At 34.6% G+C, this 19,893-nt stretch carries 19 protein-coding genes, 1 tRNA gene and 1 pseudogene; 16 read left to right on the forward strand and 5 right to left on the reverse strand.

Annotated features, from left to right (window positions below; all coding sequences use genetic code 11):
* Positions 1–35: 35 nt before the first annotated feature.
* From comE to rlmH, 5 genes are all read right to left on the reverse strand, one after another.
* A complete protein-coding gene (gene comE, locus D8787_RS01560; RefSeq protein WP_033684571.1) occupies positions 36–788 on the reverse strand; it encodes a competence system response regulator transcription factor ComE in 753 nt (250 codons plus the stop codon).
* The gene (gene comD, locus D8787_RS01565; protein ID WP_125420349.1) at positions 785–2,110 is read right to left on the reverse strand and encodes a competence system sensor histidine kinase ComD; all 1,326 of its coding nucleotides are present in this window, start codon (positions 2,108–2,110) and stop codon (positions 785–787) included. The genes comE and comD overlap by 4 nt, the downstream gene beginning before the upstream one ends.
* 20 nt (positions 2,111–2,130) lie before the next feature.
* The gene (gene comC / locus D8787_RS01570; protein WP_102211438.1) at positions 2,131–2,256 is read right to left on the reverse strand and encodes a competence-stimulating peptide ComC; all 126 of its coding nucleotides are present in this window, start codon (positions 2,254–2,256) and stop codon (positions 2,131–2,133) included.
* Positions 2,257–2,420: 164 nt separating this feature from the next.
* A tRNA-Arg gene (locus D8787_RS01575) sits at positions 2,421–2,494 on the reverse strand.
* Positions 2,495–2,537: 43 nt separating this feature from the next.
* Positions 2,538–3,017, reverse strand: a complete 480-nt coding sequence (gene rlmH, locus D8787_RS01580) for a 23S rRNA (pseudouridine(1915)-N(3))-methyltransferase RlmH (protein WP_042900048.1) — start codon at positions 3,015–3,017, stop codon at positions 2,538–2,540.
* Positions 3,018–3,200: 183 nt separating this feature from the next.
* On the opposite strand from rlmH, the gene D8787_RS01585 reads away from it, so the two are divergent.
* The 16 genes and pseudogenes from D8787_RS01585 to D8787_RS01655 all read left to right on the forward strand — a co-directional run.
* Positions 3,201–4,382, forward strand: a complete 1,182-nt coding sequence (locus D8787_RS01585; RefSeq protein ID WP_125420351.1) for a S1C family serine protease — start codon at positions 3,201–3,203, stop codon at positions 4,380–4,382.
* A 57-nt stretch (positions 4,383–4,439) separates the two neighbouring features.
* Positions 4,440–5,198, forward strand: coding sequence for a ParB/RepB/Spo0J family partition protein (locus tag D8787_RS01590; RefSeq protein ID WP_125420353.1), 759 nt, complete (start codon positions 4,440–4,442; stop codon positions 5,196–5,198).
* Between the two features lie 212 nt (positions 5,199–5,410).
* Positions 5,411–6,772 carry a chromosomal replication initiator protein DnaA gene (dnaA, locus tag D8787_RS01595; protein WP_125420355.1) on the forward strand — a complete coding sequence of 454 codons (1,362 nt, stop codon included), beginning with the start codon at positions 5,411–5,413 and terminating at the stop codon, positions 6,770–6,772.
* Positions 6,773–6,930: 158 nt separating this feature from the next.
* Complete coding sequence (gene dnaN / locus D8787_RS01600; RefSeq protein ID WP_102211434.1) at positions 6,931–8,067, forward strand: DNA polymerase III subunit beta; 1,137 nt, start codon at positions 6,931–6,933, stop codon at positions 8,065–8,067.
* Between the two features lie 64 nt (positions 8,068–8,131).
* The gene (locus D8787_RS01605) at positions 8,132–8,326 is read left to right on the forward strand and encodes a DUF951 domain-containing protein (RefSeq protein ID WP_000285186.1); all 195 of its coding nucleotides are present in this window, start codon (positions 8,132–8,134) and stop codon (positions 8,324–8,326) included.
* A gap of 84 nt (positions 8,327–8,410) precedes the next feature.
* Entirely contained in the window at positions 8,411–9,526 is a 1,116-nt protein-coding gene (gene ychF / locus D8787_RS01610) for a redox-regulated ATPase YchF (RefSeq protein WP_001218700.1), read from the forward strand.
* 71 nt (positions 9,527–9,597) lie between these two features.
* Entirely contained in the window at positions 9,598–10,167 is a 570-nt protein-coding gene (gene pth, locus D8787_RS01615; protein ID WP_042900053.1) for an aminoacyl-tRNA hydrolase, read from the forward strand.
* Positions 10,168–13,671: a transcription-repair coupling factor gene (gene mfd, locus D8787_RS01620; RefSeq protein ID WP_125420357.1), complete on the forward strand. Its 3,504-nt coding sequence runs from the start codon at positions 10,168–10,170 to the stop codon at positions 13,669–13,671. It begins immediately after the preceding gene.
* 57 nt (positions 13,672–13,728) lie between these two features.
* Entirely contained in the window at positions 13,729–13,995 is a 267-nt protein-coding gene (locus tag D8787_RS01625; RefSeq protein ID WP_084928693.1) for an RNA-binding S4 domain-containing protein, read from the forward strand.
* A complete protein-coding gene (locus tag D8787_RS01630) occupies positions 13,988–14,356 on the forward strand; it encodes a septum formation initiator family protein (RefSeq protein WP_102211432.1) in 369 nt (122 codons plus the stop codon). The genes D8787_RS01625 and D8787_RS01630 overlap by 8 nt, the downstream gene beginning before the upstream one ends.
* A gap of 4 nt (positions 14,357–14,360) precedes the next feature.
* Positions 14,361–14,483 (forward strand): SP_0009 family protein, encoded by a 123-nt coding sequence (locus D8787_RS11780; RefSeq protein WP_000429334.1) that lies wholly within the window; start codon positions 14,361–14,363, stop codon positions 14,481–14,483.
* A complete protein-coding gene (locus D8787_RS01635) occupies positions 14,476–15,744 on the forward strand; it encodes a serine hydrolase (RefSeq protein WP_125420359.1) in 1,269 nt (422 codons plus the stop codon). Before D8787_RS11780 ends, D8787_RS01635 begins: the two co-directional genes overlap by 8 nt.
* Positions 15,741–17,018, forward strand: a complete 1,278-nt coding sequence (gene tilS / locus D8787_RS01640) for a tRNA lysidine(34) synthetase TilS (RefSeq protein ID WP_125420361.1) — start codon at positions 15,741–15,743, stop codon at positions 17,016–17,018. Before D8787_RS01635 ends, tilS begins: the two co-directional genes overlap by 4 nt.
* Positions 17,019–17,022: 4 nt before the next feature.
* Positions 17,023–17,565 (forward strand): hypoxanthine phosphoribosyltransferase, encoded by a 543-nt coding sequence (gene hpt, locus D8787_RS01645; RefSeq protein WP_102211429.1) that lies wholly within the window; start codon positions 17,023–17,025, stop codon positions 17,563–17,565.
* 15 nt (positions 17,566–17,580) lie between these two features.
* Positions 17,581–19,539, forward strand: coding sequence for an ATP-dependent zinc metalloprotease FtsH (ftsH, locus tag D8787_RS01650; RefSeq protein WP_125420363.1), 1,959 nt, complete (start codon positions 17,581–17,583; stop codon positions 19,537–19,539).
* 120 nt (positions 19,540–19,659) lie between these two features.
* Positions 19,660–19,893 (forward strand): annotated as a pseudogene (locus D8787_RS01655) (sigma-70 family RNA polymerase sigma factor); the annotation flags it as partial.

A 19,893-nucleotide genomic window follows, 5' to 3' on the forward strand; every position in this document is an offset into this window, starting at 1 on the left:
TATAACCATTATATCAATTTCTTACTAATTGTCAATCACTTTTTAGATTTTTTCTCTAGAATATCTTTCAATTTTCTAATTTTTAACCTTGAAATAGGACAGCGATGGTCTTCATAGAAAACAACTTCTAGATTCTTTCGATCAATTTCTCTGATATTGCCTATATTTACCAAAAATGACTTATGAGGAGAATAAAATCGCTGAGTATGTTTGTCCTTTTCCTGAATATCTGTCATGGTACCGTAAAACTCTTTGGCAAAATTCTTACCAATAATGCGCAATTTATGAGAAACACCTGTCGTCTCAATATACAAAATATCATGGTAAGGAATTTTTAAATCATTTCCCTTGTAATTGTAATCAAAATAATCTACCACATCTTCATTTTCAAGTAACATACTCTTCGTGTAGAAGATATTTTGCTCAATTCTCTTCTTAAACATCTCATCATTGATATCCTTATCAACGAAATCTAGGGCTGATACCTGGTATTTATAGGTCAAAGTCGCAAACTCTGATCGACTGGTGATAAAGACGATAATAGCGTAAGGATTGTAATGACGAATGAGCTGAGCAACTTCAAATCCCTTTTTCTCAATTCCATGAATATCGATATCTAGGAAATAAAGCTGATTTACTTCATCGTTTTCAATGTATTCTTCAAATTCACGGACTTTTCCCGTTGTCTTGTATGATATTGGAATATTCGATTCTTTCGAAATTTCATCCAATATTCTCTCTAGTCTCACTTGATGTTCAATAACATCTTCTAAAATTAAAACTTTCATTCAAATTCCCTCTTAAATCTAATGATTTGTCTAAATGTACTACCTTCCATCTCTGTTTCTAAAATAATATTGTTGTACTTATCTAGTAATTCTTTCACATTATTTAATCCGACTCCTCGATTTCTTCCCTTAGTAGAGAATCCTAATGCAAATAGATCTCCTGAAGGAGTCATCGTCATTTTACATGAATTCTGAATCACAATCACTGTTTCAGTTTCCATCTTAATAACTGCTACTTCCATCTGCTTTTTATAACTATCAGCCGATCCTTCAACAGCATTGTTCAATAAAACGCTCATGATACGAACCAAATCCAATAGTTCAATTGGGAGCTTGGTAATCGTATCTTTTACTTCCAGTGTAAACTCTACACCATTATTTCGAGCATAAACAATTGACTGAGCAACCAAACTTCGTAAAGCTGAATCTTCTATGTTATTCAAATCAAAGTAAGTGTACTTATCTGAACGCAATTTGTGATTGGCTTTGACCAAAACTTCATTGTAAACTCTGTCAATTTCCTGTAAATCACCACTGTCAATTGCCATCTGCATACTGACAAGCATTCCAGCATAGTCATGTCGAAAACCACGGATTTCATTATACAGACCGACAATTTCATCTGTATAGTTTTGTAAATGTTTCTGTTCAAATTTCTTCTGCTTCAACGCAATCTCTTTCTCCATTTGCACTTTATGAGAATTCATTGCAAAGAAGGTCAAAAGTAAAGAGATAAAGACAATAGATGACAAAATACTTCCAAAACTATTCAAATGTTTAATCGTACTTACCATATCTGAAACGAAAGATACAATATGGAGCAGTAGTAAGGCAAAAAATACTTTTTTCAAGAAAGGATAAAGGTAGTCCTTGTCAAAATAGGCTAGTTCCAAATGGAAATAATGAATGATTTTTAAGACAACAAAATAGGTCAACACCGTTACAACGAAAAAGAATGGGGCGTGATATTGTGAAACAAAATTGTCTCCTGTTATAGAGGAAAAAGTTACGGACAGAAAGGTGTGAGGACTCTCATATAAAAGAGATAGTAGTAAACTTAGGAATAATCCTCTAGCCCTCTCGTACTGTTTAATCCATCTAAAATAGGAATATAAGCCCAAAGGAAATAAAAATGTTGCAATCCCTAACCCATCTAAATTTAGAAGATAGAAGGGAAAATCAAGTACTATTGCTGTTAGTAATGTATAAGCACCAAAAACGTATAGTTCTTTTCTATTTATTTGACCTTTACAAATTAAATGGTAACTGTGACTAATAATTAAAAAATGAACAAGAACTATCCCAAATCCAAGTAAATCCATTACTCTTTCTCCTTATTTCATTATTTTTTTCGTCGGAAAAGAAAATTAAGGAGGATGTCTGAAACCCTACTTTCCCCACCTTTAATCTCCTGCAAGTCTTTTTCCTTCAAGGCTACAAACTGTTCCAATTTAACTGTGTTTTTCATAATAAAATCTCCTCAATGTTTTTTTCTTGTAAGCTAACTTACAAAAACCATTATACAAAATGGAATTTTATTTTAGATAAAATTCTCTCAACTGTCATTTTTTTCTCCCCAAGTGTACTTTTTTAAGAAAAAAGCTGGGAAAATTCCCAGCTTTGCTACTATATTGATCCCAGCAGGATTCGAACCTGCGACCGTTCGCTTAGAAGGCGAATGCTCTATCCAGCTGAGCTATGAGACCTAACACAATTATTCTACCAAAAATTCAATTAAAAGTCAATTTTCTATTTATGATAGGGCGATCCCTGCTGAATCGTAAAAGCGCGATAAATTTGTTCAACAAGAACTAGTCTCATTAACTGATGGGGCAAAGTTAGACGGCCAAAACTAACAGAAAGATTAGCTCTCTTTTTTACATCCTGTGCTAATCCCAGACTCCCTCCAATAATAAATGTAAGAGTAGAAAATCCTTTTATAGAAGCTTCTTCTAACTGCTTACTAAATTCTTCTGATGAGAAAGTTTTCCCTTCGATAGCTAACACAATAACAAAATCACGGTCGCCAACTTTTGATAAAATTCGCTGACCTTCTATTTCTAAAATTTTTTGATTTTCTGACTCACTGGCCTTATCTGGTGTTTTTTCATCTGCTAGCTCAATCATTTCAAGCTTAGCAAATCGAGAAATTCGTTTTGAATACTCTGAGATACCATCTTTTAAATACTTTTCTTTCAGTTTCCCGACTGTTACAACTTTAATTTTCATGACTCTATTCTAACATATTCTCCATTTTTTCACATCTTATTCACAAAATAAAAGGTTAATTTTCACTTAGAAAACCACAGATTTTCAAAAGTTATCCACAATCTGTGAAAAACTTTTGTGTTTAAGTTATAATTAAGTTAGTCAGTTTATACTTTCAGTAATTTCAAACATATGGAGGCAAATATGAAACATTTAAAAACATTTTATAAAAAATGGTTTCAATTATTAATCGTTATCGTCATTAGCTTTTTTAGTGGAGCCTTGGGTAGTTTTTCAATAACCCAACTAACTCAAAAAAGTGGTGTAAGTAGCTCGAATAATAATAGCACTATCACACAGACTGCCTATAAAAACGAAAATTCAACAACGCAGGCTGTTAATAAAGTAAAAGATGCCGTTGTTTCTGTTATTACTTATTCAACAAATAGACAAAATAGCGTATTTGGTAATGATGATACTAATACAGATTCTCAGCAAATTTCTAGTGAAGGATCTGGGGTCATTTATAAAAAAAATGACAAAGAAGCTTATATTGTCACCAACAATCACGTTATAAATGGAGCCAGTAAAGTAGATATTCGCTTGTCAGATGGGACTAAAGTGCCTGGAGAAATCGTCGGAGCGGATACTTTCTCTGATATTGCTGTCGTCAAAATCTCTTCAGAAAAAGTGACAACAGTAGCTGAGTTTGGTGATTCTAGTCAGTTAACCGTAGGAGAAACTGCTATTGCTATTGGTAGCCCATTGGGTTCTGAATATGCAAATACTGTCACTCAGGGTATTGTATCTAGTCTCAATCGAAATGTATCCTTAAAATCTGAAGATGGACAAGCCATTTCTACAAAAGCCATCCAAACCGATACTGCTATTAACCCAGGTAACTCTGGTGGCCCACTGATCAATATTCAAGGACAGGTTATCGGAATTACCTCAAGTAAAATTGCAACAAATGGAGGAACATCTGTAGAAGGCCTTGGTTTCGCAATCCCTGCAAATGATGCTATCAATATTATTGAACAGTTAGAAAAGAACGGAAAAGTGACGCGTCCAGCTTTGGGAATCCAAATGATCAATCTCTCAAATATTAATACAAGTGATATTAGAAGACTCAATATTCCAAGCAGTGTAACATCTGGTGTAGTTGTTCGTTCTGTACAAAGTAATATGCCTGCCAATGGTCACCTTGAAAAATACGATGTTATTACCAAAGTAGATGACAAAGATATTGCTTCATCAACAGACTTACAAAGTGCTCTTTACAATCATTCTATAGGAGACACCATTAAGATAACTTACTATCGTAACGGTAAAGAAGAAACTACATCTATTAAACTTGACAAGAGTTCAGGTGATTTAGAATCTTAATTGACATCTATGTAAAGAAAACTTTACATAAGAGAAAAGATGTGTTAGTGTAGAATCATGGAAAAATTTGAAATAATTTCTATCACAGATATACAAAAAAATCCCTATCAACCTCGAAAAGAATTTGATAGAGAAAAACTACATGAACTAGCACAGTCTATCAAAGAAAATGGGGTCATTCAACCAATTATTGTTCGTCAATCTCCTGTTATTGGTTATGAAATCCTTGCAGGAGAGAGACGCTATCGTGCTTCACTTTTAGCTGGTTTAAGGTCTATCCCAGCTGTTGTTAAACAACTTTCAGACCAAGAGATGATGGTCCAGTCAATCATTGAAAATTTACAGAGAGAAAATTTGAATCCAATAGAAGAAGCACGCGCCTATGAATCTCTTGTAGAGAAAGGATTTACCCATACTGAAATTGCAGATAAAATGGGCAAGTCTCGTCCCTATATCAGCAACTCCATTCGTTTACTTTCCTTACCAGAACAAATCCTCTCAGAAGTAGAAAGTGGCAAACTATCACAAGCCCATGCGCGTTCTCTAGTTGGATTAAATAAGGAACAACAAGACTATTTCTTTCAACGAATTATGGAGGAAGACATTTCTGTAAGGAAGTTAGAAGCTCTTCTGACAGAGAAAAAACAAAAGAAACTGCAAAAAAATGATCATTTCATACAGAATGAAGAAGAGCAGTTAAAAAAACTACTCGGATTAGATGTAGAAATCAAACTGTCTAAAAAAGATAGTGGAAAAATTATTATTGCTTTCTCAAACCAAGAAGAATACAGTAGAATTATCAACAGCCTGAAATAAGGCTGTTCTTTTATTTTTTTATCTCACAAGGTTATCCACTATTTTTTTCAATAAAAAGCTTAATAAATCAATAGTTTCTGATTTTATCCCCAACCTGTGGATAAAACTTAATACCATTGTGGATTATTTACCACAGCTTGTGGAAAATTCTTGCTATCTGTGGTAAAATAAGTCTAGCATTAAACTTTTAAATAGTAAAGGAGGAGAAAGGATTGAAAGAAAAACAATTTTGGAATCGTATATTAGAATTTGCTCAAGAAAGACTGACTCGATCCATGTATGATTTCTATGCTATTCAAGCTGAACTCATCAAGGTAGAAGAAAATGTTGCTACTATATTTTTACCTCGATCTGAAATGGAAATGGTTTGGGAAAAACAACTAAAAGATATTATTGTAGTAGCTGGTTTTGAAATTTATGATGCTGAAATAACTCCCCATTATATTTTCACTAAACCTCAAGACACGACTATCTCACAAGTTGAAGAAGCTACAAATTCAACTCTTTATGACTATAGTCCAAAGTTAGCATCTATTCCTTATTCGGATACTGGATTAAAAGAAAAGTATACCTTTGATAATTTTATCCAAGGGGATGGAAATGTTTGGGCTGTATCAGCTGCTTTAGCTGTCTCTGAAGATTTAGCTCTGACCTATAATCCTCTTTTTATCTATGGAGGACCTGGGCTTGGTAAGACTCACTTATTAAACGCTATTGGAAATGAAATTCTAAAAAATATTCCGAATGCGCGTGTCAAATACATACCTGCTGAAAGCTTTATTAATGACTTTCTTGACCACCTAAGACTGGGGGAAATGGAAAAGTTTAAAAAGACCTACCGCAGTCTTGATCTTTTGTTAATAGATGATATCCAGTCACTTAGCGGAAAAAAAGTCGCAACTCAAGAAGAATTTTTCAATACCTTTAACGCCCTTCATGACAAGCAAAAACAGATTGTCCTAACGAGTGATCGTAGTCCAAAACATCTAGAAGGGCTTGAGGAGAGACTTGTCACGCGCTTTAGCTGGGGCTTGACGCAAAACATCACACCACCTGACTTTGAGACACGTATTGCCATTTTACAAAGCAAAACGGAACATTTGGACTACAATTTCCAAGGTGATACTCTAGAATACCTAGCTGGGCAATTTGATTCAAATGTTCGAGATCTTGAGGGAGCCATCAACGACATCACCTTAATTGCCAGAGTAAAAAAAATCAAGGATATCACTATTGATATTGCTGCAGAAGCCATTAGAGCTCGCAAACAGGATGTTAGCCAAATACTCGTCATCCCAATTGACAAAATCCAAAATGAAGTTGGTAACTTTTATGGTATCAGTGTCAAAGAAATGAAGGGAAGTAGACGCCTTCAAAATATTGTTTTAGCCCGTCAAGTAGCCATGTATTTATCTAGAGAACTAACAGATAATAGTCTTCCAAAAATTGGGAAGGAATTTGGAGGAAAAGATCATACAACAGTCATTCACGCCCATGCAAAAATTAAATCTTTGATTGATGAAGACGATAATTTACGTTTAGAAATTGAATCAATCAAAAAGAAAATAAAATAACTTGTGGATAACTTTCGCATTTTTATCTTTTTTATCCACATTTTTTAAACAAGCCAAAAATCTTGATATGACTTACTTTAAGTCTGTTTTCCACAGATTTCACAGACTCTATTATTACTATTATCCTTCTAATACTAAAAATAAATAAAGGAGAATCCATGATTCATTTTTCAATTAATAAAAATTTATTTCTACAAGCCTTAAATACTACTAAGAGAGCTATTAGTTCTAAAAATGCTATTCCTATTTTATCAACTGTCAAAATTGACGTAACCAATGAAGGTGTTACTTTAATTGGTTCAAATGGTCAGATTTCAATTGAAAATTTTATTTCTCAAAAAAATGAAGATGCTGGTTTGTTAATTACTTCTTTAGGTTCGATCCTTCTTGAAGCTTCTTTCTTTATCAATGTTGTATCTAGTCTTCCAGATGTGACTCTTGATTTTAAAGAAATTGAACAAAATCAAATTGTTTTAACAAGTGGCAAATCAGAAATTACCCTAAAAGGAAAAGATAGCGAGCAATATCCACGAATCCAAGAAATTTCAGCTAGTACTCCTTTGGTTCTTGAAACAAAATTACTCAAGAAAATTATCAATGAAACAGCTTTTGCGGCAAGTACACAAGAGAGTCGTCCAATTTTGACAGGTGTCCACTTCGTATTAAGTCAACACAAGGAGTTAAAAACAGTTGCAACAGACTCTCATCGTCTAAGCCAGAAGAAATTAACGCTTGAGAAAAATAGTGATGATTTTGATGTAGTGATTCCTAGTCGTTCTCTACGCGAATTTTCAGCGGTATTTACAGATGATATTGAAACTGTAGAGATTTTTTTTGCTAACAATCAAATCCTCTTTAGAAGTGAAAATATTAGCTTCTATACTCGTTTGTTAGAAGGTAACTATCCTGATACAGATCGCTTGATTCCAATAGACTTTAACACAACAATTACTTTTGATGTTGTAAACTTACGTCAGTCAATGGAACGTGCTCGTCTTTTATCAAGTGCGACTCAAAATGGTACTGTGAAACTTGAAATTAAAGGTGGGGTTGTTAGTGCTCATGTTCACTCTCCAGAAGTTGGTAAAGTAAACGAAGAAATCGATATTGATAAGGTGACTGGTGAAGATTTGACTATTAGTTTCAACCCAACTTACTTGATTGATTCTCTTAAGGCTTTAAATAGCGAAAAGGTGACCATTAGTTTTATCTCAGCTGTTCGTCCATTTACTCTTGTGCCAGCAGATACTGATGAGGACTTCATGCAACTTATCACCCCAGTTCGTACAAATTAAGTGAAAGAGGTTGAGCCTAGCTCGCCTCTTTTATGATATAATCGAAAAAGAAAAGGAGAGTAGTATGTATCAAGTTGGAAATTTTGTTGAAATGAAAAAACCACATGCTTGCACAATCAAGTCGACTGGTAAAAAGGCTAATCGTTGGGAAATTACACGTGTAGGGGCAGATATCAAAATTAAATGTAGCAATTGCGACCATGTTGTCATGATGGGACGATATGATTTTGATCGAAAAATGAATAAAATTATTGACTAAGAAGCCTTAGTTAGAGGGTTAGCAAGTTTTCCCTTTTTGTGTTATAATATTAGGGATTGAAATGAAAACGGAGAATGAGAAAATATGGCTTTAACAGCAGGTATCGTTGGTTTGCCAAACGTTGGTAAATCAACACTATTTAATGCAATTACAAAAGCAGGAGCAGAGGCGGCAAACTACCCATTTGCGACTATTGATCCAAACGTTGGAATGGTGGAAGTTCCAGATGAACGCCTACAAAAACTAACGGAAATGATTACACCTAAAAAGACAGTGCCAACAACATTTGAATTTACAGATATTGCAGGGATTGTAAAAGGAGCTTCAAAAGGAGAAGGGCTAGGGAATAAGTTCTTGGCCAATATTCGTGAAGTAGATGCGATTGTTCACGTAGTTCGTGCTTTTGATGATGAAAATGTGATGCGTGAGCAAGGACGTGAAGATGCCTTTGTGGATCCACTTGCAGATATTGATACAATTAATCTGGAATTGATTCTTGCTGACTTAGAATCAGTGAATAAACGCTATGCGCGTGTAGAAAAGATGGCACGTACGCAAAAAGATAAAGAATCAGTAGCAGAGTTTAATGTTCTTCAAAAGATTAAACCTGTTCTTGAAGATGGGAAATCAGCTCGCACCATCGAATTTACAGATGAAGAACAAAAAGTTGTCAAAGGTCTCTTCCTTTTGACAACTAAACCAGTTCTTTATGTTGCCAATGTAGATGAGGATGTAGTTTCAGATCCAGATTCTATCGACTATGTCAAACAAATTCGAGAATTTGCAGCGACAGAAAATGCTGAAGTAGTCGTTATTTCTGCGCGTGCTGAGGAAGAAATTTCTGAGTTAGACGATGAAGACAAGCAAGAATTTCTTGAAGCACTTGGATTGACAGAGTCAGGCGTTGACAAATTAACTCGTGCAGCTTATCACTTACTTGGACTTGGAACTTACTTCACAGCTGGTGAAAAAGAAGTTCGTGCTTGGACCTTTAAACGTGGTATGAAAGCTCCTCAAGCAGCTGGTATTATCCACTCAGACTTTGAAAAAGGATTTATTCGTGCAGTAACCATGTCATATGAGGATCTAGTGAAATACGGATCTGAAAAGGCCGTAAAAGAAGCTGGACGCTTGCGTGAAGAAGGAAAAGAATATATCGTTCAAGATGGCGATATCATGGAATTCCGCTTTAATGTCTAAAAAATTAATAAATGGTGTCAATTAGGTTGGAAAAAAATTCCAACCCTTTTGGCTTTTGAAAGGAAAAATAAATGACCAAATTACTTGTAGGATTGGGAAATCCAGGAGATAAATATTTTGAAACCAAACACAATGTTGGTTTTATGTTGATTGACCAACTAGCGAAGAAACAGAATGTCACTTTTACACACGATAAGATATTTCAAGCTGATCTAGCATCCTTTTTCTTCAATGGTGAAAAAATTTATCTTGTCAAACCAACGACCTTTATGAATGAAAGTGGAAAAGCGGTTCATGCTTTATTGACTTACTATGGTTTGAATATTGAAGATTTACTCATCATTTACGATGATCTTGATATGGAAGTTGGAAAGATTCGTTTAAGAGCAAAGGGCTCAGCAGGTGGTCATAATGGTATCAAGTCTATTATTCAACATATAGGGACTCAGGTTTTCAATCGTGTTAAGATTGGAATCGGAAGACCTAAAAATGGTATGTCAGTTGTTAACCATGTTTTGAGTACCTTTGACAAGGATGATTATATTGGTATTTTACAGTCTATTGACAAAGTTGACGATTCTGTAAACTACTATTTACAAGAGAAAAATTTTGAAAAAACGATGCAGAGGTATAACGGATAAATGGTGACCTTATTAGATTTATTCTCAGAAAATGATCAAATAAAAAAATGGCATCAAAATCTGACAGATAAAAGAAGACAATTAATGTTAGGCTTGTCAACTTCTACAAAAGCTTTAGCAATCGCCAGTAGTTTGAAGAAAGAAGATAAGATTGTTTTATTGACATCAACTTATGGAGAAGCAGAAGGGATAATTAGTGATCTTATTTCTATCTTAGGTGAGGAACTTGTCTATCCATTTTTGGTAGATGATTCCCCTATGGTCGAGTTTTTGATGTCTTCACAAGAAAAAATCATTTCACGAGTTGAAGCCTTGCGTTTTTTGAATGATCCATCTAAAAAAGGGATTTTAGTTTGTAATATTGCAGCAAGTCGATTGATTTTACCGTCTCCCAATGCATTTAAAGATAGTATTGTAAAAATAACAGTTGGTGAAGAATATGACCAACACGCGCTTACCTATCAGTTAAAGGAAATAGGCTATCGAAAGGTTACTCAAGTACAGACCCAAGGTGAGTTTAGTATTCGAGGAGATATTTTAGATATTTTTGAAATATCTCAGTTAGAACCTTGCAGAATTGAGTTTTTTGGTGATGAAGTAGATGGTATCAGGACATTTGAAGTCGAAACACAATTATCGAAAGAAAATCAGACAGAACTCACTATCTTTCCATCTAGCGATATGCTTTTAAGAGAAAAGGATTATCAACGAGGTCAATCAGCTTTAGAAAAACAAATTTCAAAGACTATGTCACCTATTCTGAAATCCTACCTAGAAGAAATTCTTTCAAGTTTTCACCAAAAACAAAGGCATGCAGATTCTCGGAAATTTTTATCTTTGTGTCATGAGAAATCATGGACTATATTTGATTATATTGAAAAAAGCACACCAATATTCTTTGATGATTATCAAAAATTGATGAATCAGTATGAAGTCTTTGAAAGAGAATTAGCGCAATACTTTACAGAAGAGTTACAGAATAGTAAAGCATTTTCTGATATGCAGTATTTTGCGGATACTGAGAAAATATATAAAAAACAAAGTCCAGTGACCTTTTTTTCTAATCTGCAAAAGGGGTTAGGAAATCTCAAGTTTGACCAAATTTATCAATTTAATCAATATCCCATTCAGGAGTTTTTCAATCAATTTTCTTTTCTAAAAGAAGAAATTGAGCGATACAAAAAAATGGACTACACTATTATCTTGCAGTCTAGCAATTCAATAGGAAGCAAAACATTGGAGGATGTTTTAGAGGAATACCAGATTAAATTGGATTCCAGAGATAAGTCAAGTATCTGTAAAGAATCTGTAAACTTAATAGAGGGCAATCTCAGACATGGTTTTCATTTTGTAGATGAAAAGATTTTATTTATAACTGAACATGAGATTTTTCAAAAGAAATTAAAACGTCGTTTTCGAAGACAACATGTTTCAAATGCGGAGCGCTTAAAAGATTATAATGAACTTGAAAAAGGCGATTACGTTGTTCACCATATCCATGGAATTGGTCAATATCTAGGGATTGAAACAATTGAAATCAAAGGGATCCATCGTGATTATGTTAGTGTTCAATACCAAAACGGGGATCAAATCTCTATCCCAGTGGAACAGATTCATCTACTTTCCAAATACGTTTCAAGTGACGGTAAAGCACCTAAACTCAATAAATTAAATGATGGTCATTTTAAAAAAGCCAAGCAAAAAGTTAAGAATCAGGTAGAGGATATAGCAGACGATTTAATCAAACTCTATTCTGAGCGTAGTCAGTTGAAAGGTTATGCTTTTTCAGCTGATGATGAAGAGCAAGATGCTTTTGATGATGCTTTCCCTTATGTTGAAACAGATGATCAACTTCGTAGTATCGAGGAAATCAAGAGAGATATGCAGAATTCTCAACCAATGGATCGACTTCTAGTTGGGGATGTTGGTTTTGGAAAGACTGAAGTTGCAATGCGTGCAGCCTTTAAGGCGGTCAATGACAATAAACAGGTGGTCGTTCTAGTTCCTACGACAGTTTTAGCGCAACAGCACTACACGAATTTTAAGGAACGATTCCAAAATTTTGCTGTTAATATTGATGTGTTGAGTCGCTTTAGAAGTAAAAAAGAGCAGACTGAAACACTTGAAAAATTGAAAAACGGTCAAGTCGATATTTTAATTGGAACACATCGTGTTTTGTCAAAAGATGTTGTGTTTTCTGATTTGGGCTTGATGATTATTGATGAGGAACAACGATTTGGTGTCAAGCATAAGGAAACCTTGAAAGAGTTGAAGAAACAAGTGGATGTTCTGACTTTGACAGCAACGCCAATTCCTCGTACTCTTCATATGTCTATGCTGGGAATAAGAGATTTATCTGTTATTGAAACTCCTCCAACCAATCGCTATCCTGTTCAAACCTATGTTTTAGAAAAGAATGATAGTGTTATTCGTGATGCGGTCTTGCGTGAAATGGAGCGTGGAGGTCAAATTTACTATCTTTACAACAAAGTTGACACAATTGATCAGAAGGTTTCAGAATTACAGGAGCTGATTCCAGAGGCTGCGATTGGTTATGTTCATGGTCGCATGAGTGAAATTCAGTTGGAAAATACTTTATTGGACTTTATTGAAGGACAATACGATATCTTGGTAACAACTACCATTATTGAGACAGGGGTGGACATTCCAAATGCCAATACCTTATTTATTGAAAATGCGGACCATATGGGCTTGTCAACCTTGTATCAATTAAGAGGAAGAGTAGGTCGTAGTAATCGTATTGCTTATGCCTATCTCATGTATCGTCCAGAAAAATCAATTAGTGAAGTCTCTGAAAAGAGATTAGAAGCAATCAAAGGCTTTACAGAATTGGGCTCAGGATTTAAGATTGCTATGCGAGATCTTTCTATTCGTGGAGCAGGAAATCTCCTAGGAAAATCCCAGTCTGGTTTCATTGATTCTGTTGGTTTTGAATTATATTCACAGTTACTAGAGGAAGCAATTGCTAAACGACATGGTAATGGGAAAACAAGAACCAAAGGAAATGCCGAATTGATTTTACAAATTGATGCTTATCTTCCTGATACTTATATTTCAGACCAACGACATAAGATTGAAATTTATAAAAAAATTCATCAAATTGACAACCGTGTCAATTATGAAGAGTTACAAGAAGAGTTGATGGACCGTTTTGGAGAATACCCAGATGTGGTAGCCTATCTTTTAGAGATTGGTTTGGTCAAGTCATATTTGGACAAGGTCTTTGTTCAACGTGTGGAAAGAAAAGATAATAAAATTACAGTTCAATTTGAAAAAGTCACTCAACGACTGTTTTTAGCTCAAGATTATTTTAAAGCTTTATCGGAAACAAACTTAAAAGCAGCTATAGCTGAAAATGAAGGATTAATGGAGCTTGTATTTGATGTCCGAAATAAGAAAGATTATGAAATTTTAGAAGGTCTGATAATTTTTGGAGAAAGTTTATTAGAGATAAAAGAGTCGAAGGAAGAAAATGCCATTTGATATTTTTCTTCTATAAAATAGATAAAAATGGTAGAATAATAAGTTGAGGTAATAAAGATGAGATTAGACAAATATTTAAAAGTATCACGAATTATCAAGCGTCGTACAGTCGCAAAGGAAGTAGCAGATAAAGGTAGAATCAAGGTAAATGGGATCTTGGCCAAAAGTTCAACGGATTTGAAAGTTAATGACCAAGTTGAAATTCGTTTTGGCAATAAGTTGCTACTTGTAAAAGTACTGGAGATGAAAGATAGTACAAAAAAAGAAGATGCAGTGGGCATGTATGAAATTATCAGTGAAACACGGGTAGAAGAAAATGTCTAAGAATATTGTACAATTGAATAATTCTTTTATTCAAAATGAACACCAACGTCGTCGCTATCTGATGAAGGAACGACAAAAACGTAATCGTTTCATGGGTTGGGTTCTCATTTTGATGATTTTATTGTTCATTTTACCAACTTATAATCTTTCTCAAAGCTATCACCAATTACTTCAAAGACGTCAACAGTTATTAGACTTGCAAACTCAGTATCAAACCTTGAGTGAGGAAAAGGAGAAAGAGACAGCTTTTGCTACAAAGTTGAAAGATGAAGATTACGCTGCTAAATACATGCGTGCAAAATATTATTATTCTAAGAATAGGGAAGAAGTTTATACGATTCCTGACTTGCTCCCAAGGTGATAAAATGGAAAATTTATTAGACGTAATAGAGCAATTTTTGAGTCTATCGGATGAAAAGTTGGAAGAGTTGGCTGATAAAAATCAATTATTGCGTTTACAAGAAGAAAAGGAAAGGAAGAATGCGTAAATTCTTAATTATTTTGTTGCTACCAAGTTTTTTGACAGTTTCAAAAGTCGTTAGCACAGAAAAAGAAGTAGTCTATACTTCGAAAGAAATTTATTACCTTTCACAATCTGACTTTGGTATTTATTTTAAAGAAAAGCTAAGTTCTCCTATGGTTTTTGGAGAAGTTCCTGTCTATGCGAATGAAGATTTAGTAGTGGAATCTGGAAAATTGACTCCCAAAACAAGTTTCCAAATAACCGAGTGGCGCTTAAATAAACAAGGAATTCCAGTATTTAAGTTATCCAACCATCAATTTATAGCTGCAGACAAACGTTTTTTATACAATCAGTCAGAGGTAACTTCTACAATAAAAAAAGTATGGTTAGAATCTGATTTTAAACTGTACAATAGCCCTTATGATTTAAAAGAAGTGAAATCATCCTTATCAGCTTATTCACAAGTATCAATCGATAAGACCATGTTTGTAGAAGGAAGAGAATTTCTACATATTGATCAGGCTGGATGGGTAGATAAGGAATCAACTTCTGAAGAAGATAATCGGATGAGTAAAGTCCAAGAAATGTTATCTGAAAAATATCAGAAGGATTCATTCTCTATTTATGTTAAGCAACTGACTACTGGAAAAGAAGCTGGTATCAATCAAGATGAAAAGATGTATGCAGCTAGCGTTTTAAAACTCCCTTATCTTTATTATACGCAAAAAAAAATCAATGAGGGTCTGTATCAGTTAGATTCGACTGTAAAATACGTATCAGCAGTTAATGATTTTCCAGGTTCTTATAAACCAGAGGGAAGTGGTAGTCTTCCTAAAAAAGAGGATAATAAAGAATATTCTCTAAAGGATTTAATTACGAAAGTATCAAAAGAATCGGATAACGTAGCTCATAATCTATTGGGATATTACCTTTCAAATCAATCTGATGCAACATTTAAGTCCAAGATGTCTGCTATTATGGGAGATGATTGGGATACAAAAGAAAAATTGATTTCTTCTAAAATGGCTGGGAAAGTTATGGAAGCTATTTATAATCAAAATGGATTTGTATTGGAGTCCTTGACCAAAACAGATTTTGATAATCAGCGAATTGCCAAAGGTGTTTCTGTGAAGGTAGCTCATAAAATTGGGGATGCGGACGAATTTGAGCATGATACGGGTGTTGTCTATGCAGATTCTCCATTTGTTCTTTCAATTTTCACTAAAAATTCTGATTATGATACTATTTCTCAGATAGCCCAAGATGTTTATGAGGTTCTAAAATGAGGGAACAGGATTTTTTAAATCATTTTCTCAAAAGAGGATATTTTAAAAAGCATGCTAAAGTGGTGCTAGCTCTTTCTGGTGGATTAGATTCTATGTTTCTATTTAAGGTATTGTCTACTTATCAAGAAGAGTTAGAAATTGAATTGATTCTAGCTCATGTTAATCATAAGCAGAGAGTAGAATCAGATTGGGAAGAAAAGGAATTAAGGAAGTTGGCTGCTGAAGCTGGACTTCCTATTTATGTCAGCAATTTTTCAGGAGAATTTTCAGAAGCGCGTGCACGAAATTTTCGTTATGATTTTTTTCAAGAGGTCATGAAAAATACAGGTGCGACAGCCTTAGTCACTGCCCACCATTCTGATGACCAGGTGGAAACGATTTTGATGCGTTTGATTCGAGGCACTCGTTTGCGCTATCTATCAGGAATTAGGGAGAAGCAAGTAGTCGGGGATATAGAAATGATTCGTCCCTTCTTGTATTTTCAGAAAAAAGACTTTCCATCAATTTTTCACTTTGAAGATACATCAAATAAGGAAAATCATTATTTTCGTAATCGTATTCGAAATTCTTATTTACCAGAATTAGAAAAAGAAAATCCTAGATTTAGAGATGCAATCTTAAGTATCGGAAANGAAATTTTAGATTATGACTTAGCTATAGCTGAATTATCAAAGAATATTGATGTAGAAAATTTAGAGCAGTTATTGTCTTACTCTGAGTCGACACAAAGAGTTTTACTTCAAACTTACCTGAATCGTTTTCCAGATTTGAATCTCACAAAAGCTCAGTTTGAAGAAGTTAGACAAATTTTAAAAACTAAAAGCCAGTATCGTCATCCGCTTAAAAATGGTTATGAACTAGTAAAAGAGTATCAACAGTTTCGGATTTGTAAAATCAGTCCGCAGGCTGATGAAAAGGAAGATGAACTTGTGTTACACTATCAAAATCAGGTATTTTATCAAGGATACATATTTTCTTTTGGAATTCCTTTAGAAGGTGAATCAATTCAACAAATACCTGTTTCACGCGAAACATCCATACACATTCGTCATCGAAAAACAGGAGATTTTTTGATTCAAAATGGACATAGAAAAAAACTCAGACGTTTATTTATTGATTTGAAAATCCCTATGGAAAAGCGAAAATCTGCTCTGATTATTGAGCAATTTGGTGAAATTGTTTCAATTTTGGGAATTGCGACCAGTAATTTGAGTAAAAACACGAAAAATGATATAATGAACACTGTACTTTATATAGAAAAAATAGATAGGTAAAAAAATGTTAGAAAACGATATTAAAAAAATCCTCGTTTCACACGATGAAATTACAGAAGCTGCTAAAAAATTAGGTGCTCAACTCACTAAAGACTATGCAGGAAAAAATCCAATCTTAGTTGGGATTTTAAAAGGATCTATTCCTTTTATGGCTGAATTGATTAAACATATCGACACACATATTGAAATGGACTTCATGATGGTTTCTAGCTATCATGGTGGAACAGCAAGTAGCGGTGTGATCAATATTAAACAAGATGTGACTCAAGATATCAAAGGAAGACATGTTCTATTTGTAGAAGATATCATTGATACAGGTCAAACTTTGAAAAATTTACGAGATATGTTTATTGAAAGAGAAGCTGCTTCTGTTAAAATTGCAACCTTGTTGGATAAACCAGAGGGACGTGTTGTAGAAATTGAAGCTGACTATACCTGCTTTACTATTCCAAATGAGTTTGTAGTAGGTTATGGTTTAGATTACAAAGAAAATTATCGTAACCTTCCTTATGTTGGAGTATTGAAAGAAGAAGTGTATTCAAATTAGAAAGAACAATTTTTAATGAAAAAACAAAATAATGGTTTAATTAAAAATCCTTTTCTATGGTTATTACTTATTTTTTTCCTAGTTACAGCTTATCAGTATTTTAGTNCAGGTAGTGTTGCAGGGAAAAGTGAGCAAATTAATTATACAGAATTGGTAAAAGAAATTACCGATGACAATGTAAAAGAATTAACTTACCAACCAAATGGCAGTGTTATCGAGGTTTCGGGTGTTTATAAAAATCCTAAAACAAGTAAAGAAGAAACAGGCATTCAGTTCTTTTCTCCTTCTGCTACAACAGTAGAGAAATTTTCAAGCATCATTCTTCCTTCAGATACGACAGTATCCGAATTGCAAAAACTTGCTTCTGACCATAAAGCGGAAGTAACTGTTAAGCATGAAAGTTCAAGTGGTATGTGGATTAATATTCTTGTATCCATTGTGCCATTCGGTATTCTTTTCTTCTTCCTATTCTCTATGATGGGAAATATGGGAGGAAATAATGGCCGTAACCCAATGAGTTTTGGACGTAGTAAGGCTAAGGCTGCAAATAAAGAAGATATTAAAGTAAGATTTTCAGATGTTGCTGGAGCTGAGGAAGAAAAACAAGAACTAGTTGAAGTTGTTGAATTCTTAAAAGATCCAAAACGATTTACAAAACTTGGAGCCCGTATTCCAGCAGGTGTTCTTTTGGAGGGACCTCCAGGAACAGGTAAAACTTTGCTTGCTAAGGCAGTAGCCGGAGAAGCAGGTGTTCCATTCTTTAGTATTTCAGGTTCTGACTTTGTAGAAATGTTTGTCGGAGTTGGAGCTAGTCGTGTTCGTTCTCTTTTTGAAGATGCCAAAAAAGCAGCACCAGCTATTATCTTTATCGATGAAATTGATGCTGTTGGACGTCAGCGTGGAGTTGGTCTTGGCGGAGGAAATGACGAACGTGAACAAACATTGAACCAACTCTTGATTGAGATGGATGGTTTTGAGGGAAATGAAGGGATTATCGTCATCGCTGCGACAAACCGTTCAGATGTACTTGACCCTGCCCTTCTGCGCCCAGGACGTTTTGATAGAAAAGTCTTGGTTGGTCGCCCTGATGTTAAAGGTCGTGAAGCAATCTTGAAAGTTCATGCTAAGAACAAGCCTTTAGCAGAAGATGTTGATTTGCAATTAGTGGCTCAACAAACTCCAGGTTTTGTTGGAGCTGATTTAGAGAATGTATTGAATGAAGCAGCCTTGGTTGCTGCTCGTCGTAATAAATCGATAATTGATGCTTCAGATATTGATGAAGCAGAAGATAGAGTTATTGCGGGACCTTCTAAAAAAGATAAGACAGTGTCACAAAAAGAACGTGAATTGGTTGCCTACCATGAGGCAGGACATACCATTGTTGGCCTAGTCTTATCGAATGCCCGCGTTGTTCATAAGGTTACAATTGTACCAAGAGGTCGTGCAGGTGGTTACATGATTGCACTTCCTAAGGAAGACCAAATGCTTCTATCCAAAGAAGATATGAAAGAGCAATTGGCTGGCTTGATGGGTGGACGTGTAGCTGAAGAAATTATCTTTAATGTCCAGACTACAGGAGCTTCAAACGACTTTGAACAGGCGACTCAAATGGCGCGTGCAATGGTTACAGAGTACGGAATGAGTGAAAAACTTGGCCCCGTACAATATGAGGGTAATCATGCTATGTTTGGTGCACAAAGCCCTCAAAAATCAATTTCAGAACAAACAGCTTATGAAATTGACGAAGAGGTTCGTTCATTATTGAATGAGGCACGAAATAAAGCCGCTGAAATTATTCAGTCAAATCGTGAAATTCATAAGTTGATTGCAGAAGCATTATTGAAATACGAAACATTGGATAGTACACAAATTAAATCTCTTTACGAAACAGGAAAGATGCCTGAAACAGTAGAAGAGGAATCACATGCACTATCTTATGATGAAGTAAAGTCAAAAATGAATGATGATAAATAACCCAAAGAGAGGCAAGACCTCTCTTTTTTGTGCAGTTTAGACGGTAAAGGGGACAGAATGGATGAAATGTGCCAAAAGTGTTTCTGAATCTGTTAGACTGTACACAGAAAGGGGAAGATTATGCTTAAAGAATTGTATGAAGAAGTCCAAGGTATTGTATACAAGTGTAGAAATGAATATTACCTTCATTTGTGGGAGTTATCGGATTGGGATCAAGAGGGAATGATTTGCTTGCATGAATTGATTAGTAAAGAAGAAGGATTAGTAGAAGATATTCCTCGTTTAAGGAAATATTTCAAAACCAAGTTTCGGAGTCGGATTCTAGATTATCTCCGTAAACAAGAAAGTCAAAAA

Origin of the sequence: Streptococcus mitis (assembly GCF_003944325.1) — a bacterium.
GTDB classification, from domain to species: domain Bacteria; phylum Bacillota; class Bacilli; order Lactobacillales; family Streptococcaceae; genus Streptococcus; species Streptococcus mitis_CW.